Here is a 17744-nt window from a genome sequence, read left to right as displayed (position 1 = left end):
TCGATCAACAGTCAACTCACTCAGACCATTTTTACAATCGGGAGATAACACATCGTGCTCGACGTGAACTTCTTCGACGAGCTTCGGATCGGCCTGGCGACCGCGGATGAGATCCGCCAGTGGTCGCACGGCGAGGTCAAGAAGCCCGAGACGATCAACTACCGGACGCTCAAGCCTGAGCGTGACGGCCTGTTCTGCGAGAAGATCTTCGGTCCCACCCGGGACTGGGAGTGCTACTGCGGTAAGTACAAGCGTGTTCGCTTCAAGGGCATCATCTGTGAGCGGTGTGGCGTAGAGGTCACCCGTTCCAAGGTGCGCCGCGAGCGGATGGGGCACATCGAGCTGGCCGCGCCGGTCACCCACATCTGGTACTTCAAGGGTGTCCCGTCGCGACTCGGCTACCTGCTCGACCTCGCCCCGAAGGACCTCGAGAAGGTCATCTACTTCGCGGCGTACATGATCACCGACGTCGACGACGAGGCGCGGCACCGCGACCTCTCGTCGTTGGAGGGCCGGACCGATGTCGAGCGCAAGCAGCTCGAGGGCCGGCGCGACAACGACATCGAGACCCGGATGAAGAAGCTCGAGGAGGACCTCGCCCAGCTCGAGGCCGAGGGCGCGAAGGCCGACGTTCGCCGCAAGGTGAAGGAAGGCGCCGAGCGTGAGGTCAAGCAGCTGCGTGACCGTGCGCAGCGCGAGATCGACCGCCTCGACGAGGTGTGGAGCAGGTTCAAGAACCTCAAGGTCCAGGACCTGGAGGGCGACGAGATCCTGTACCGCGCCATGAAGGAGCGGTTCGGCAAGTACTTCGAGGGTGCGATGGGCGCGGCCGCGATTCAGCGGCGCCTGGAGACCTTCGACCTCAAGGCCGAGGCGGACAGCCTGCGCGAGACGATCAAGACCGGTAAGGGCCAGCGCAAGACCCGCGCCCTGAAGCGGCTCAAGGTCGTCACCGCGTTCCTGGCCACCAACAACAGCCCGATGGGCATGGTGCTCGACTGCGTTCCGGTGATCCCGCCGGACCTGCGGCCGATGGTTCAGCTCGACGGTGGCCGGTTCGCCACCTCCGACCTGAACGACCTGTACCGCCGGGTGATCAACCGGAACAACCGGCTCAAGCGGCTGCTCGACCTCGGCGCGCCCGAGATCATCGTCAACAACGAGAAGCGGATGCTCCAGGAGGCCGTCGACGCACTGTTCGACAACGGCCGCCGTGGACGTCCGGTCACCGGCCCGGGCAACCGGCCGCTGAAGTCGCTGTCCGACATGCTCAAGGGCAAGCAGGGTCGTTTCCGTCAGAACCTGCTGGGCAAGCGAGTCGACTACTCGGGCCGTTCGGTCATCGTGGTCGGCCCGCAGCTGAAGCTGCACCAGTGCGGTCTGCCGAAGGCGATGGCGCTGGAGCTGTTCAAGCCGTTCGTGATGAAGCGGCTGGTCGACCTCAACCACGCGCAGAACATCAAGTCCGCCAAGCGGATGGTCGAGCGTCAGCGCGCCCAGGTCTGGGACGTGCTGGAAGAGGTCATCACCGAGCACCCCGTGCTGCTGAACCGCGCGCCTACGCTGCACCGACTGGGCATCCAGGCGTTCGAGCCCCAGCTGATCGAGGGCAAGGCGATCCAGATCCACCCGCTCGTCTGCTCCGCGTTCAACGCGGACTTCGACGGTGACCAGATGGCGGTGCACCTGCCGCTGTCGGCCGAGGCGCAGGCCGAGGCCCGGATCCTGATGCTGTCGACGAACAACATCCTGAAGCCTGCTGACGGCCGTCCGGTCACGATGCCGACCCAGGACATGATCATCGGCATCTACTTCCTGACCATGCTGAAGGAAGGCGAACTCGGCGAGGGCCGGGCGTTCAGCTCGATGGCGGAGGCCCTGATGGCCTTCGACCGCAAGGAGCTGTCGCTGCAGGCCAAGATCACGCTCCGGCTCGACCAGGCCGGTGCGCCGGCCGGCTCGACCGAGCGCCCGAACGGTGGGTTCTCGCTGGAGACCACGCTGGGTCGCGCCCTGTTCAACGAGGCGCTGCCGAGCGACTACACCTTCGTGGACACCGAGGTCGGCAAGAAGCAGCTGGGCTCGATCGTCAACGATCTGGCCGAGCGGTACTCCAAGGTCCAGGTGGCGTTCTGCCTGGACGCGCTGAAGGACCTCGGTTTCCGCTGGGCCACCCGTTCCGGTGTCACGGTGTCGATCGACGACTTCAGCACGCCGCCGAGCAAGCCGGAGATCATGGCTCGCTACGAGGCCCAGGCCGAGAAGGTCCAGAAGCAGTTCGAGCGGGGTCTGATCACCTCGTCCGAGCGGCGGCAGGAACTGATCGAGATCTGGACCGGCGCCAACGCCGAGGTCGGCAAGGCCATGGAGGAGAACTTCGCCAAGGCCAACCCGATCTGGATGATGGTGCACTCGGGTGCGCGAGGCAACATGATGCAGATCCGGCAGATCGCCGGTATGCGTGGTCTGGTGGCCAACCCGAAGGGCGAGATCATCGCCCGGCCGATCAAGTCCAACTTCCGCGAGGGCCTGTCGGTGGTCGAGTACTTCATCGCCACCCACGGTGCTCGTAAGGGTCTTGCCGACACCGCGCTGCGGACCGCCGACTCCGGGTACCTGACCCGTCGTCTGGTGGACGTGTCGCAGGACGTCATCATCCGCGAGGAGGACTGCGGTACCGAGCGTGGCCTGCCCAAGCAGATCGGCGAGGCCGGTCCGGACGGCAAGGTCGTGCACGCCGAGAACGTCGAGACGAGCGCGTACGCCCGTACGTTGGCGACGGACACGTTCGACGCCAAGGGCAACCTGGTACTGAGCGCCGGCAGCGACCTGGGCGATGTGTCCATCGCCGCTCTGGTGGCAGCTGGGGTCGAGACGGTCAAGGTCCGCTCCGTGCTGACCTGTGACGCCAAGACCGGTACCTGCGCGAAGTGCTACGGCCGTTCGCTGGCGACCGGCAAGCCGGTCGACATCGGTGAGGCCGTCGGCATCATCGCGGCCCAGTCCATCGGTGAGCCCGGTACGCAGCTGACCATGCGTACCTTCCACACCGGTGGTGTCGCGGGTGATGACATCACCCACGGTCTGCCGCGTGTGGTCGAGCTCTTCGAGGCCCGTCAGCCCAAGGGCAAGGCGCCGATCGGTGAAGCAGCCGGCCGGATCGCGATCGAGGACACCGACAAGACCCGCAAGCTGGTGCTCACCCCGGACGACGGTTCCGAGGAGGTCGCCTACCCGGTGTCGAAGCGGGCTCGCCTGCTGATCGAGGACGGTCAGCACGTCGAGGTCGGCCAGCAGCTGACGCAGGGTACGCCGGACCCGCAGGAGGTTCTGCGGATCCTGGGCATCCGCAAGGCGCAGGAGCACCTGGTGGACGAGGTCCAGGAGGTGTACCGGTCGCAGGGTGTGGCCATCCACGACAAGCACATCGAGATCATCGTCCGGCAGATGCTGCGCCGGGTCACGGTGATCGAGTCCGGCGAGGCGAACCTGCTGCCGGGTGAGCTGGCGGACCGGCTGATGTTCGAGGCCGAGAACCGTCGGGTCGTGGCCGAGGGCGGTACGCCGGCCTCGGGTCGTCCGGTGCTGATGGGTATCACCAAGGCGTCGCTCGCGACCGAGTCGTGGCTGTCGGCCGCCTCCTTCCAGGAGACGACCCGGGTCCTGACCGAGGCCGCGATCCACGGCAAGTCCGACTCGCTGGTCGGTCTGAAGGAGAACGTCATCATCGGAAAGCTGATCCCGGCGGGTACCGGCATGGACCGTTACCGCAACATCCGGGTGGAGCCCACAGAGGAGGCGAAGGCCGCGATGTACTCGATGGTCGGCTACGAGTCGTACGACTACGACTTCGGCCCGTCCGCCGGGCAGTCGGTCCCGCTCGACGACTTCGACCTGGGCTCGTACCAGAACTGAAGTCCGTAGTACCTGCCGAGGGCGGCACTCCCGTTGCGGGGGTGCCGCCCTCGCGGCGTTTCCATCTCGTCCGGTGCTCTTGTTGCCCTTAGCAACAAGGGGAAACGGGGCCAGATCGTTGTGCCCGCAGGGGTTGTGGAGCGGGCCGGCCGGGCGACACGCCGAGGGTGGTCAACCGGCTGCGGAGTGTTGCGAGGGGTCGGCGTGCCAGTGTCGGCGGGATGCGCGAAGATGACGCGTATGACGGACCTCCCGCCCTACCTGCAACCGTTCGTGCTGGACGTCGCGCAGGGTGCGGAGCACCGGGTCGACCGGGTCGGCGAGCTCGACTTCCACCGGCCTGCCGGGACCGCTCGCACCGGTGCGATCCTGTTGATCCACGGTGGTCCCGGACCTGCTGATCTCGAGGTGTCGCCGCGGGACTGGCCGGTGTACCAGGGCTATGCCGCGGCCATCGCCCTGCGCGGCCAGGTGGCCGTCGTGGTCGACCACAGCCTGATCCGTGGACTCGACCAGCTGACCACCGCCGCGGACGACGTAGAGGCCGCTGTCGGCGTCCTGCGGGCTGATCCGCAGGTCGACCCCGACCGCGTCGTGCTGTGGTTCTTCTCCGGCGCCGGACTGCTGGCGGGGGAGTGGCTGGACAGCCGCCCCGACTGGCTCCGCGCCGTCGCTCTGACGTATCCCCTGCTCGCCACGCCGCCCGGTGTCGACGAACTGGTTTCCGCCGCCGAAGTGATCGGCAAACATTCAGACCTGCCGGTGCTGCTGACCCGGGTCGGGCGTGAGCGCGAAGAGCTCGCCCGACCGGTGGCGGAGTTCGTCTCCGCCGGTGGCGCCGCGCTGGACATCATCGACGTACCGAAAGGGCAACACGGCTTCGACATGCTCGACCACAGCGAAGAGTCCCGCGCCGCGGTGACCAAGGCCCTCGACTGGGCCATCGCCCACCTGGGCGAAGACCCCACCGCACCCACCCAACTCCCCATCCCAGCCACCACCATCCCCGCCCCTCAACCCACAAAAACCGCCGCCACCGCGACCCGCGCAACCACGCCGCGAGGCGAGGCGGCTGCACAGCCCCGCTCCGCAGCAGGCGGGGCTGTCGCACCTGGCCGCTCGGCAGTAGGCGGCCCTGCCGCGCCGGGCGCCGTCCGGGCGGCGTCAGCGCCGTCCGGCTTGGTGCCGGCGCCGAGCCCACGTGCAGACGCGGTGACCGAGCAGCGCGACGACGCTGCGCCTGCCACCTCGGCTTCTGCCGCTCCGGCGGAGGCGGCTGCCGTGTCGGCCGGCTCGGCTGCTGGTGGGGCCGCTGTCGGCGTAGCCGAGCAGGCTGCTGGGCCCGTCAGCCAGCAGAGTGCATCGGCGACTACCACCGATGCGGCTGCGAGCACATCGGCTCCGGCTGCAGCCGCCTCGGCTCCGGCCGTGGTGGTGGAGGAGACTGTTGCTTCTCGGGTGGTGGGGCGGGAGCATGCTGCGTTCGAGGCGCACGATCTCGAGGCGTTCCTCGCCACGTACTCGCCTACGGCTCTGCTGCAGTTTGCTGATGGGCCGGTGATGCGGGGGCGGCGTTCCCTGCGTGAGCACTACCGGCCGCAGTTCGAGGCGGGCGAGTGCAAGCGGGAGCTGGTGCAGCGGATGCTGGTCGGCGACTGGGTGGTCGAGCAGACGATCACCGACCAGGTCCCGACCGTCGCGCTGTACCAAGTACAGGACGGCCTGATCACCGAGGTCCGCTTCATCAGCTGAAACACCAAAGCCTGAAGTAGTTCGAGCGCACTGCGACCACACCGGACGCAGTGCGCTCGAACTGTTCAGGCCATGATGCCGAGCGGCGTCGGCTTCCACCCCGGGAAGACCTTGCCGGCCTGGGCTTCACTGAGCCCCAACCGTCGCATCACGACCTCCGAGAGCACATCGCGATAGTCATTGGTGCCCGGCACATCACCTTGATCCAGTACGCCGGGCGCCAACCCCTCCCACTTCCCATGCACCCCGCCCTTGACGCCCCCACCGAGCACCAGCGCCACCCCGCCGTGCCCGTGATCCGTCCCGCTGTTCGCGTTCTGCTCCACTCGACGGCCGAACTCGCTCATGGTCACCACCGTGGTGTTGTCGAGCTCAGGCCCGAGCTCAGCAGCAAACGCCGCAAGCGCCGTCGCCACCGTCTTCAGTGAGTTGGTCATGTCGCCACCGTCGACCGTGCCGAGATCCGTGTGCATGTCCCAGCCACCCAGATCCACAGTCGCCACCCGTACTCCGGCCTTGGCCTTGATCAACTGCGCCAGCGTCGCCAGCGACGCCCCGAACTCCCCATCCGGATAGCCACGCTCCTTGGCCGGCTTCTCCTGCTGCTTGGCATACCCCTGCGCCTGCGCCGAAGCCTGCAAGGCATCCAACCCCTGCACCCCCAGCGGATGGTCTATCCCGGTGTAGAGCGTCTTCAGCGCCGCCAGCGTCTGCGGTGCCACCCCATCGATGCCCTTGACCGTGAAGTCCTTCAGCGAGCTCAGCATGATCGGGTTGGAGCTCCCCAGCAGCGACCGGCTCATCCGAGTGCCCAGACCCAGCCCGCGGAACGTAGTACCGGGCCCTAGCTCCTGGAGAACTCTGTCGAGCCACCCAGACTGCACAGATGACCTAGCGGCCCCACCACGCTCCAGACAGTCCTGCGCCTGGAAGTGGCTGCGCGTCAGATCAGGAGTAGACACAGCCGGTACTGCGGCCAGCCATCCCGTCGTCATCATCGGGAGCAGAGGAGCAAGCGCCGGGTGCATGCCGAACCCACGCTGCACATTGAGCAGCGAAGCAGCCCGTACTGCGATCGACGGCCGAGCCTTGAGCAGCGCAGGGTCATCAGCCGGCACCAGCACGGACAACCCGTCCATGCCGCCGCGCAGGAACACCACGATCAACGTGCCACCCGGCGCAGCACCGGGGTCTGCCCACGAGACGCGGGTAGTCACCAGTTGAGTAGCAGCGACCCCCACTCCCAAACCACCTGCGAGTAGACGTCGCCGGGTGAAGCCCTTGCTCCACTGCGACTCTCTGTCCTCCGCATCGGCCACCACTGCTGCAGCACCGGCCCGCAGAGCGGCATCGGCCGGTGTCGGACCCAGCCGTCGCCAGTCCGGGCAGTCGGGATGCAGCGAGGCGAGTGTGTCTCTCATAAGTCAGTACTCCTTCAACGAGCAAGGAACTGTGGGGAGTCGAGGACCAGGGCGACGACATGTCCCGCCTGCCACTCCATCCGCCCCCGGTCGACCCGGGAGGTGAGCTTGGCCCCGACGAACGTCGCCAGAGCGCTCCGCTGCCGGGTGTCGGGCAGCTGCCCGAGCAACTGCACACCGAGCCGGTCGAACCACTCCCGGTAGGTATCGCCCTTCCGCGGTTGCAGAGCGGCCGGCAGCTTCGCCTGCTTCATCCCCTCGAACCAGCCGTATGTCATAGCGCGGTGCATCGACCAGCGCTCGAGCATCTGGCCGGCTGACGCCCAGGCCGGCGCCACGTCCGGGTAGCCGTTGGGGGACGGCCAGGCGAGCGGTGCATGGCCGAGGTTGTTGAGCTCCCAGTAGACGGCCTCCAGGCCCTTGGGCGTGGCCGGTCCGAACGGCAGGTCGAGCGCTCGCGCACTGCTCACCACGTCTTCCAGTGGCCGCTTCGTCTTGCTGCCAAGTGAGTTCCAGAACTCGCTGCTGCGGAACAGTGCGGTCAGCATCGGCAGGATCGCCGTGTTGTTGCGCAGGTAGATCTGCGCCAGCCGGTTGACCAGCCCGGCCGGGGGAGAGTCGTCCACGAACCGTACGACGAGCTTGCGGGCGATTGTCTTCGCAGTAGCCGGGTGCTTGGCCAGGTAGTCGAGATAGCGGTCGCCGACGGCCAGACCGCCCTTGCCCGAGCTGTTGGCCGCAGACCAGCCGAGGACCTTCACCCGGCCGGTCCGGTGCTTGTCGGCGACGTACTCGAAGACACCGTCCTTGGTGGCGCCGCGGCCGCTCAGTACATAGGCACTGGCTCGCACGTCCGTCTCTGTATAGCCGGACGACACTCCAACTGTGTGCAGCTCGAGCAGCTCGCGACCGAGGTTCTCGTTGACGCTGTCGCGAGTGGAAGCGTCGTTGTCGAGGAACCGCAGCATCGCCGGATGCCGCATCGCCGCGTGCAGCATGTCGCTGTACCGCCCGAACGCATGCCGCCTGATCACCGACACCGCGTACTGCGGCGCGACGTCCCAGCCCCGGTCCGACGGCGTCGCCACGTGCAGATGATTGGCGAAGACATCCACCACCACCTCGAACAGCTGCCGGCTGCCGAACACCTGCCGGCCGAGCGTCGCCATCCCCGTGTGGAACATGGCCTCCCACGAGTACTCATCGATCGACCTCCGGACGGTGGCGGGATCGGCACCCGCCAACGGAACAGCACGCCAGACCCGATCGCCCGCCGCATCCCTCGCCGTCGGCGACAACTGAGCCGCCAGCCACTTGTCGATCCCGAGCCGGCCAAGCGCCTGTACGTCGGCAGGCCGCGGCCCGAAGGTCACGCGATTGAGCAGATGCCGCCGGGCCTGGGCATCGGTCAGCGGACCGCTCTTGCCGGTCAGCAGGCCGGGAGAGACGCGGCCTGCCTTGGCGGCGGACGCGTAGCCGGCGTACTCGGTGGGCTTGCCGGTCTGCCCGGTGGCCTTGGAGCCCTTGCCGGCGACGAAGCTGGAGTCGCGGTCCTCGCCGTCGCTGGCAAGGCTGGGCTGCTGGGCGACCCGGGCGCGGGCGGCGACCGCAGTACCGGTCGGGTCTCCGGTACGGGCGGAAGCCAGGACGCGGTTGCGGAGGGTGTCCGGCCGGCTGAGGATCTCCGCAGCCAACCCGCCGGCGGCCAGGGTGCCTGCGACGGCACCTATGGCCGCCCGGCGGGCCACCGGCGACATGGTCCGTGGGGCGGGCGGACCTGGCGGCGGCTGCTCGTCCGCGGTGAGGCGGGGACGGTTCGAGGGGGCGGGACCGTGATCCACGTGCGTTTCTCCCGGCGAGAGCGGCGGTTACGACGGATCCCCGTTATCAGGCTGTTACACCCGACGGGCGTGACTATGCCGCAACTTTCGCCATCCCGAACGGGCCCGGAGCGATGTTTACCGGGATCAGACATAAGGAATCCGAATGGCCCGGTCCGGCCGCGGCGAGAGTGCCGTCAGGGATCCGGTAGACTGGCAGTGCGGCTGCGCCTCTGCACAGCGCGGTGTTCTGTTTTGACCGTGCTTGAGGCAGCCGCTAGTCTTAACGATCGTGCCCGGGTCATCCTGGGCCGTCATGCGTGCCCCTCGTACTTTTCGGGTCAGCGCGTGGCACGGGACTTCTGCCGACAGTCAGAAAGTTTATGACTCCGGCGTGTCCGTGCCCTCGCGACACACCCGACCGCGGGGGTCAGGTGCGCAGCAACCGACCGGACGACAGAAAGAGACCTACGCGGTGCCCACCATCCAGCAGTTGGTCCGCAAGGGCCGCCAGGACAAGGTGTCCAAGAACAAGACGCCGGCCCTGAAGGGTTCCCCTCAGCGTCGTGGTGTGTGCACGCGCGTCTACACGACCACACCGAAGAAGCCGAACTCGGCGCTTCGCAAGGTCGCTCGTGTTCGCCTCACCAGCGGCATCGAGGTCACCGCCTACATCCCCGGCGTCGGCCACAACCTGCAGGAGCACTCCATCGTGCTCGTGCGTGGTGGTCGTGTGAAGGACCTCCCGGGTGTCCGGTACAAGATCATCCGCGGTTCGCTCGACACCCAGGGTGTGAAGAACCGGAAGCAGGCTCGCAGCCGGTACGGCGCGAAGAAGGAGAAGAGCTAATGCCCCGCAAGGGTCCAGCACCCAAGCGGCCGGTCATCATCGACCCGGTCTACAGTTCCCCGCTCGTCACCCAGTTGATCTCGAAGATCCTGGTGGACGGCAAGAAGCAGATCGCGCAGAGCATCGTCTACACCGCCCTCGAGGGCACCCGGACGAAGACGGGCACCGACCCGGTCATCACGCTCAAGCGCGCCCTGGACAACGTGAAGCCCAGCATCGAGGTGAAGAGCCGCCGCGTCGGTGGCGCCACCTACCAGGTGCCGATCGAGGTCAAGCCCGGTCGCTCGACCACGCTCGCCCTGCGCTGGCTCACGTCCTACTCCCGGGCCCGTCGCGAGAAGACCATGTCCGAGCGCCTGATGAACGAGATCCTGGACGCGTCGAACGGTCTGGGTGCCGCGGTCAAGCGCCGCGAGGACACGCACAAGATGGCCGACGCCAACAAGGCTTTCGCCCACTACCGCTGGTGAGCCGGGGCCCGTCCCGGGCCCCCGCGTTCACTCTTTTGAAGCTAGACAGAAGCGAGAGGTAGACCACCGAGGTGGCCGTACAAATCACCACCGACCTGAGCATGGTGCGCAACATCGGCATCATGGCCCACATCGACGCCGGCAAGACGACGACGACCGAGCGGATCCTGTTCTACACCGGTATCACGTACAAGATCGGTGAGGTCCACGACGGCGCCGCCACGATGGACTGGATGGAGCAGGAGCAGGAGCGCGGCATCACCATCACGTCCGCCGCGACGACCTGCACCTGGAAAGACCACACCATCAACATCATCGACACCCCCGGGCACGTCGACTTCACCGTCGAGGTCGAGCGCTCGTTGCGCGTCCTCGACGGCGCCGTCGCGGTCTTCGACGGTGTCGCCGGTGTCGAGCCGCAGTCCGAGACCGTGTGGCGCCAGGCGGACCGGTACGGCGTACCGCGGATCTGCTTCGTCAACAAGCTGGACCGCACCGGCGCCGAGTTCATGCGCTGCGTCGACATGATCGTCGACCGGCTGGCCGCGACGCCGCTGGTGCTGCAGCTGCCGATCGGCGCCGAGTCCGACTTCATCGGCGTCGTCGACCTGATCGGGATGCGCGCGCTGACCTGGCGCGGCGAGACCACGATGGGTGAGGACTACACCGTCGAGGAGATCCCGGCCACCCACACCGAGCTCGCCGCGGAGTGGCACGACAAGCTGATCGAAACCCTGGCCGAGGCCGACGACGAGATCATGGAGATGTACCTGGAAGGCGAAGAGCCGACCCAGGAGCAGGTCATGGCCGGCATCCGCCGCGCCACGATCGCCTCCAAGCTGACCCCCGTGCTGACCGGTACCGCGTTCAAGAACAAGGGCGTCCAGCCCCTGCTCGACGCGATCAACGCCTTCCTGCCGAGCCCGCTCGACGTCCCCGACATCGAGGGTCACGACATCAAGGACGGCAGCGAGGTCGTGCTGCGCAAGCCGGACGACTCCGAGCCCTTCTCGGCGCTGGCCTTCAAGATCGCGGCCGACCCGCACCTGGGCAAGCTGACCTTCATCCGGGTCTACTCGGGCAAGCTCGAGACCGGCACCCAGGTGCTGAACCCGACCAAGGGCCGCAAGGAGCGGATCGGCAAGATCTACCGCATGCACGCGAACAAGCGTGAGGAGATCGCGTCGGTCGGCGCCGGCCACATCGTCGCCGTGATGGGTCTGAAGGACACCACCACCGGTGAGACGCTGTGCGACCCGGCCAAGCCGGTCCTGCTCGAGTCGATGACGTTCCCGGCGCCGGTCATCTCGGTCGCCATCGAGCCGAAGTCGAAGGCCGACCAGGAGAAGCTCGGCGTCGCGATCCAGCGCCTGGCCGACGAGGACCCGACCTTCCAGGTCCGGACCGACGAGGACACCGGCCAGACGATCATCGCCGGGATGGGTGAGCTGCACCTCGAGGTGCTGGTCGACCGGATGAAGCGCGAGTTCCGCGTCGAGGCCAACGTCGGCAAGCCCCAGGTCGCCTACCGCGAGACCATCAAGAAGAAGGTCGAGAAGGTCGACTACACGCACAAGAAGCAGACCGGTGGTTCGGGTCAGTTCGCGCGTGTGATCATCACCATCGAGCCGACCGCGGTCGAGGCGGGTGGCGAGGGCGGTTACGAGTTCGTCAACGCCGTCACCGGTGGCCGCATCCCCCGGGAGTACATCCCGTCGGTGGACGAGGGCGCGCAGGAAGCCATGGAGTTCGGCGTCCTGGCCGGTTACCCGATGGTGGACGTCAAGGTCACCCTGACCGACGGCGCCTACCACGACGTCGACTCGTCCGAGCTGGCCTTCAAGATCGCCGGTTCGATGGCGTTCAAGGACGCGGCTCGCCGGGCGACTCCGGTCATCCTGGAGCCGATGTTCGCGGTCGAGGTCATCACGCCCGAGGACTACATGGGTGAAGTGATCGGCGACCTCAACTCACGCCGTGGCCAGATCCAGTCGATGGACGAGGGCCCCGGTGGCAGCCGGGCCGTGAAGGCCCTGGTGCCGCTGTCCGAGATGTTCGGGTATGTCGGTGACCTGCGGTCGAAGACCCAGGGTCGCGCGTCGTACTCGATGCAGTTCGATTCCTACGCCGAGGTTCCGAAGAACGTGGCGGAAGAGATCATCAAGAAGGCCCGCGGCGAGTAATCTCGCCCCGGACCAACCAACCCACAGCGCGTCGGCGTACGGCGTAAGTCAACATTTCCCAGGAGGGCCCCAGTGGCTAAGGCGAAGTTCGAGCGGACTAAGCCGCACGTCAACATCGGCACCATCGGTCACATCGACCACGGTAAGACCACTCTTACCGCGGCGATCACCAAGGTGCTGCACGACAAGTACCCGACCCTGAACGAGGCGTCGGCCTTCGATCAGATCGACAAGGCGCCGGAAGAGCGTCAGCGCGGTATCACCATCTCCATCGCGCACGTCGAGTACCAGACCGAGGCCCGGCACTACGCACACGTCGACTGCCCGGGTCACGCGGACTACATCAAGAACATGATCACCGGTGCGGCCCAGATGGACGGTGCGATCCTGGTCGTCGCCGCCACCGACGGCCCGATGCCGCAGACGCGTGAGCACGTGCTGCTCGCCCGTCAGGTCGGCGTGCCGGCGATGGTCGTCGCGCTGAACAAGTGCGACATGGTCGACGACGAGGAGATCCTGGAGCTCGTCGAGCTCGAGGTTCGCGAGCTGCTCTCCGAGCAGGAGTTCGACGGTGACAACGCGCCGGTCGTGCACGTTGCCGCCCACCCGGCCCTGCAGGGTGACGAGAAGTGGGGTGAGTCGATCCTGAAGCTGATGGATGCGGTCGACTCCTACATCCCGCAGCCGGTTCGCGAGATCGACAAGCCGTTCCTGATGCCGGTGGAGGACGTCTTCACCATCACGGGTCGCGGCACCGTCATCACCGGCCGGATCGAGCGCGGTGTGATCAAGGTCAACGAGACCGTCGACCTGATCGGCATCCGGCCGGAGAAGCAGACCTCCACGGTCACCGGCATCGAGATGTTCCGCAAGCTGCTCGACACCGGCGAGGCCGGCGAGAACGTCGGTCTGCTGCTTCGTGGCACCAAGCGCGAAGACGTGGAGCGCGGCATGGTCGTCATCAAGCCGGGCACCACGACCCCGCACACCAACTTCGACGCGTCGGTCTACATCCTGTCGAAGGAGGAGGGCGGCCGTCACACGCCGTTCTTCCAGAACTACCGGCCCCAGTTCTACTTCCGCACCACGGACGTCACCGGCGTCGTCACGCTGCCCGAGGGCACCGAGATGGTCATGCCGGGCGACAACACCGACATGTCGGTCGAGCTGATCCAGCCGATCGCCATGGAAGAGGGCCTGAAGTTCGCGATCCGGGAAGGTGGCCGTACCGTCGGCGCCGGCCGGGTCACCAAGATCCTCAAGTGATTTCATGAGGTCCGCGAGGGCTCGCTGGTTGAGCCCTCGCGGATCTCTGCTTTAGGCAGGATCGCGGGGCAAGTCGGGGTCGGTGACCCCGGAACGGTCCCGGATCCCTGCCTGGAGCCACCTCGATTGGCATTCCGATGCCGATCTCTGGCACAATATTCAGGTTGCTCAGGCGAGGTTGCCGGGGCGCGCCCCAGAGAGGTTTTCTGGCTGGTGCGCCGGACCGGAGACCATGCCGAGGTGCCGGTCCGAGACCGGGCCCCGATCTCCATCCCAGGGTCGAAAGTGTGTGGTGACGCGCGTGCCGCGTCCGCGACACACCCGACCGCGGGGGTCGGAGCGACAAAGACGAAGACAAAGAGAAGGACGTAGCGAAGCGATGGCGGGACAGAAGATCCGCATCCGGCTGAAGGCCTACGACCACGAGGTCATCGACAGTTCGGCGCGCAAGATCGTCGAGACGGTGACGCGTACTGGTGCGAAGGTTGCTGGCCCGGTGCCGTTGCCGACGGAAAAGAACGTGTTCTGCGTCATCCGCTCGCCGCACAAGTACAAGGACAGCCGCGAGCACTTCGAGATGCGCACCCACAAGCGGCTCATCGACATCATCGACCCCACGCCGAAGACCGTCGACTCGCTGATGCGTCTCGACCTGCCGGCCGGTGTCGACATCGAGATCAAGCTCTGAGGGAACGCGAATACCTATGAGCAAGCAGAAGAACACGCGCGGTCTGCTGGGCACCAAGCTCGGCATGACCCAGACCTGGGACGAGAACAACCGAGTCGTCCCCGTCACCGTGATCCAGGCCGGCCCGTGCGTGGTGACCGAGGTTCGTACCTCGGCCAGCCACGGCTACGACGGCGTGCAGATCGCGTTCGGCGACATCGACCCCCGCAAGGTGACCTCGCCGATGCGCGGCCACTTCGAGAAGGCCGGCGTGACTCCTCGCCGCCACCTGCTCGAGCTGCGCACCGCTGACGCCAGCGAGTACACGCTCGGCCAGGAGATCAAGGCCGAGGCGTTCGCCGCCGGCGAGATCGTCGATGTCTCCGCCACCAGCAAGGGCAAGGGCTTCGCCGGTGTCATGAAGCGACACGGCTTCCACGGCCTGCGCGCCACCCACGGTGTGCACAAGAAGCACCGCTCGCCGGGTTCCATCGGCGGCTGCGCGACCCCCGGTCGCGTCTTCAAGGGCATGCGGATGGCCGGCCGGATGGGCAACGAGCAGGTCACCACGCAGAACATCACGGTCCACGCGATCGACGTCGAGCGCGGCCTGGTCCTGCTCAAGGGTGCCGTTCCCGGCCCCAAGGGCGGCCTCGTGCTGATCCGCAACGCCGCGAAGGGAGCTACCAAATGAGCACCGTTGACGTCGTCGTCGTGAAGGGCGACAAGGTCAGCAAGAAGGGCTCCGCGGAGCTCCCCGCCGAGCTGTTCGACGTCCAGGTCAACATCCCGTTGATCCACCAGGTCGTCGTGGCCCAGCTGGCCGCCGCCCGTCAGGGCACCCACAAGGTCAAGCGCCGTGGCGAGGTGTCCGGTGGTGGCGCCAAGCCGTACCGCCAGAAGGGCACCGGCCGCGCCCGTCAGGGCTCGACCCGCGCGCCGCAGTTCACCGGTGGTGGCGTCGTCCACGGCCCCACGCCGCGTGACTACAGCCAGCGGACCCCGAAGAAGATGATCGCCGCCGCCCTGCGCGGAGCGCTCTCGGACCGGGCCCGTGAAGGCCGCGTGCACGTGGTCGACCAGTTCGTCGACGGCGACGTGCCCTCGACGAAGGCCGCCAAGGCCGTCCTCGCCGAGGTGACCGAGTTCCTCAAGGTGCTGGTGGTCGTCGAGCGTGACGACGACGTGTCGCTGCTCAGCCTGCGCAACGTGCCGACCGTGCACCTGATCGCGGCCGACCAGCTGAACGCGTACGACGTGCTGTGCAACGACGCGATCATCTTCACCAGCAAGTCGCTGGAGACCTTCGTCGCCGGTACGCCGAAGGGCAAGTCCGTCAAGGCTGTCGCAACGTCGACCGAAGCCGAGCAGGAGGTAGAAGCATGAGCCACGGAGTCAACAAGGACCCGAGGGACGTGCTGCTGCGGCCGGTCGTGAGCGAGAAGAGCTACGGCCTGCTGGACGAGCAGAAGTACACGTTCGAGGTCGCCCCGGACGCCAACAAGACCGAGATCAAGCTCGCGGTCCAGAAGGTGTTCAAGGTCCGCGTGACCAGCGTCAACACGATCAACCGGAAGGGCAAGCGCCGCCGTACCCGTACGGGCTGGGGCAAGCGTCCTGACACCAAGCGAGCGATCGTCAGCCTTGCCGGCGACGACCGCATCGACATCTTCGGAGGCCAGTCGTAATGGGTATCCGCAAATACAAGCCGACAACGCCGGGCCGTCGTGGCTCGAGCGTGGCCGACTTCGTCGAGCTCACCCGTTCGACCCCCGAGAAGTCGCTGCTGCGTCCGCTGCCCAAGAAGGGCGGCCGGAACAGCTCCGGCAAGATCACCACCCGGCACCACGGTGGCGGTCACAAGCGGGCGTACCGCCTGATCGACTTCAAGCGGTACGACAAGGACGGCGTCCCGGCGAAGGTTGCCGAGATCGAGTACGACCCGAACCGCACCGCGCGGATCGCACTGCTGCACTACGTCGACGGCGAGAAGCGCTACATCCTCGCCCCGGCCAAGCTGGAGCAGGGCACCATCGTGGAGAACGGCCCCGCGGCCGACATCAAGGTGGGCAACAACCTGCCGCTGCGCAACATCCCGGTCGGCTCCACGGTGCACGCCGTCGAGCTTCGTCCCGGTGGTGGCGCCAAGATGGCCCGCTCCGCCGGCGCCAGCGTTCAGTTGGTCGCCAAGGAGGGCCGGATGGCCACCCTGCGGATGCCGTCCGGCGAGGTCCGGATGGTCGACGTGCGCTGCCGCGCCACCCTCGGTGAGGTCGGCAACGGCGAGCAGTCGAACATCAACTGGGGCAAGGCCGGCCGGATGCGCTGGAAGGGCAAGCGCCCGACCGTCCGCGGTGTCGCCATGAACCCGGTGGACCACCCGCACGGTGGTGGTGAGGGTAAGACGTCCGGTGGACGTCACCCGGTGTCACCTTGGGGCCAGCCTGAGGGCCGCACCCGCGGCCGCAAGGAAAGCGACCGCATGATCGTCCGGCGCCGCAAGGCCGGCAAGAAGCGCTGATAGGAGCCGGACAGAATGCCACGCAGCCTGAAGAAGGGCCCGTTCGTCGACCACCACCTGCTCAAGAAGGTGGAGGTGCAGAACGAAAAGGGCACCAAGAACGTGATCAAGACCTGGTCGCGCCGATCCATGATCATTCCGGACATGATCGGCCACACGCTCGCGGTGCACGACGGCCGCAAGCACGTCCCGGTGTTCGTCACGGACGCGATGGTCGGGCACAAGCTCGGCGAGTTCGCACCGACCCGGACGTTCAAGGGTCACGAGAAGGACGACCGCAAGGCACGGCGTCGCTGACCCCGGTCAGTGATTACGCGCAAGCAACCTACGGAGAGATTCGAACATCATGAGCGTTCAAGAGCGTAGGGCCGTCAGTGCCCGTCGCGAGAGCCTGCTGGGCGAGGAGCCCGGGGCCTTCGCGGTCGCGCGCTTCGTCCGCGTGACGCCTATGAAGGCGCGCCGCGTGGTCGACCTGGTGCGCGGCATGGGCATCGACGATGCACTCGCCACTCTGAAGTTCGCCCCGCAGGCCGCTGCCGCGACCGTGTACAAGGTCGTCGACAGCGCCGCGGCGAACGCCGAGGGCACCGAGCACCTGAGCCGGGCCGACCTGGTCGTGGTGAAGGCCTTCGTGGACGAGGGACCGACGCTGAAGCGTCACCGCCCGCGTGCACAGGGCCGGGCCACCCGGATCGACAAGCGGACCAGCCACATCACCGTCGTGGTCGGCCCGAAGGTCGAGATCGCGCCGCCGGTCAAGAAGGCCGAAGCCAAGAAGGCCGACGCCAAGACTGACGACGCCAAGAAGGCGCCGGCCAAGAAGGCCACTGCCAAGAAGGCGCCGGCCAAGAAGGCGACCGCCAAAAAGGCTGAGAAGAA

14 protein-coding genes and 1 pseudogene are annotated in these 17744 nt (G+C 67.0%); 13 read left to right on the top strand and 2 right to left on the bottom strand.

All coding sequences use genetic code 11. The annotated features are described in order from the left end of the window. Positions 1-54: 54 nt before the first annotated feature. Both AB0M15_RS02865 and AB0M15_RS02860 read left to right on the top strand, forming a co-directional pair. On the top strand, positions 55-3915 hold the full coding sequence (locus AB0M15_RS02865; RefSeq protein ID WP_363813245.1) for a DNA-directed RNA polymerase subunit beta': 3861 nt from the start codon (positions 55-57) through the stop codon (positions 3913-3915). Positions 3916-4146: 231 nt separating this feature from the next. After that, positions 4147-5667 (top strand): nuclear transport factor 2 family protein, encoded by a 1521-nt coding sequence (locus AB0M15_RS02860; RefSeq protein ID WP_363813243.1) that lies wholly within the window; start codon positions 4147-4149, stop codon positions 5665-5667. Between the two features lie 65 nt (positions 5668-5732). On the opposite strand, the gene AB0M15_RS02855 is transcribed toward AB0M15_RS02860, so the two are convergent. Together AB0M15_RS02855 and AB0M15_RS02850 are read right to left on the bottom strand one after the other, a co-directional pair. After that, a complete protein-coding gene (locus AB0M15_RS02855; RefSeq protein WP_363813241.1) occupies positions 5733-7088 on the bottom strand; it encodes a DUF1501 domain-containing protein in 1356 nt (451 codons plus the stop codon). 14 nt (positions 7089-7102) lie between these two features. Next, positions 7103-8836, bottom strand: coding sequence for a DUF1800 domain-containing protein (locus AB0M15_RS02850; protein ID WP_363813239.1), 1734 nt, complete (start codon positions 8834-8836; stop codon positions 7103-7105). Between the two features lie 547 nt (positions 8837-9383). On the opposite strand from AB0M15_RS02850, the gene rpsL reads away from it, so the two are divergent. The 11 genes and pseudogenes from rpsL to rplV form a co-directional block, all read left to right on the top strand. Beyond that, positions 9384-9758, top strand: a complete 375-nt coding sequence (gene rpsL, locus AB0M15_RS02845; protein ID WP_012923692.1) for a 30S ribosomal protein S12 — start codon at positions 9384-9386, stop codon at positions 9756-9758. Continuing rightward, positions 9758-10228: a 30S ribosomal protein S7 gene (gene rpsG / locus AB0M15_RS02840; RefSeq protein ID WP_328329424.1), complete on the top strand. Its 471-nt coding sequence runs from the start codon at positions 9758-9760 to the stop codon at positions 10226-10228. The genes rpsL and rpsG overlap by 1 nt, the downstream gene beginning before the upstream one ends. Before the next feature lie 71 nt (positions 10229-10299). Continuing rightward, complete coding sequence (gene fusA, locus AB0M15_RS02835) at positions 10300-12411, top strand: elongation factor G (protein ID WP_363813236.1); 2112 nt, start codon at positions 10300-10302, stop codon at positions 12409-12411. Positions 12412-12483: 72 nt separating this feature from the next. Next, positions 12484-13677: an elongation factor Tu gene (tuf, locus tag AB0M15_RS02830; protein ID WP_343976407.1), complete on the top strand. Its 1194-nt coding sequence runs from the start codon at positions 12484-12486 to the stop codon at positions 13675-13677. Positions 13678-14056: 379 nt separating this feature from the next. Further along, positions 14057-14365, top strand: coding sequence for a 30S ribosomal protein S10 (gene rpsJ / locus AB0M15_RS02825; protein WP_343976410.1), 309 nt, complete (start codon positions 14057-14059; stop codon positions 14363-14365). A gap of 16 nt (positions 14366-14381) precedes the next feature. Further along, on the top strand, positions 14382-15038 hold the full coding sequence (gene rplC / locus AB0M15_RS02820; protein WP_363813234.1) for a 50S ribosomal protein L3: 657 nt from the start codon (positions 14382-14384) through the stop codon (positions 15036-15038). After that, positions 15035-15730: a 50S ribosomal protein L4 gene (gene rplD / locus AB0M15_RS02815; RefSeq protein ID WP_328329416.1), complete on the top strand. Its 696-nt coding sequence runs from the start codon at positions 15035-15037 to the stop codon at positions 15728-15730. Before rplC ends, rplD begins: the two co-directional genes overlap by 4 nt. Then, positions 15727-16032 (top strand): 50S ribosomal protein L23, encoded by a 306-nt coding sequence (gene rplW, locus AB0M15_RS02810; RefSeq protein WP_112243217.1) that lies wholly within the window; start codon positions 15727-15729, stop codon positions 16030-16032. The genes rplD and rplW overlap by 4 nt, the downstream gene beginning before the upstream one ends. Continuing rightward, complete coding sequence (gene rplB / locus AB0M15_RS02805) at positions 16032-16865, top strand: 50S ribosomal protein L2 (RefSeq protein WP_363813231.1); 834 nt, start codon at positions 16032-16034, stop codon at positions 16863-16865. The genes rplW and rplB overlap by 1 nt, the downstream gene beginning before the upstream one ends. A 15-nt stretch (positions 16866-16880) precedes the next feature. Continuing rightward, entirely contained in the window at positions 16881-17162 is a 282-nt protein-coding gene (gene rpsS, locus AB0M15_RS02800; RefSeq protein WP_020388105.1) for a 30S ribosomal protein S19, read from the top strand. 49 nt (positions 17163-17211) lie between these two features. After that, a pseudogene (gene rplV, locus AB0M15_RS02795) lies at positions 17212-17598 on the top strand (50S ribosomal protein L22); the annotation flags it as partial. Positions 17599-17744: the final 146 nt, after the last annotated feature.

The organism is Kribbella sp. NPDC051718, from assembly GCF_040681515.1.
Taxonomy (GTDB): Bacteria; Actinomycetota; Actinomycetes; order Propionibacteriales; family Kribbellaceae; genus Kribbella.
This window is presented reverse-complemented; position numbering and strand designations above follow the sequence as displayed.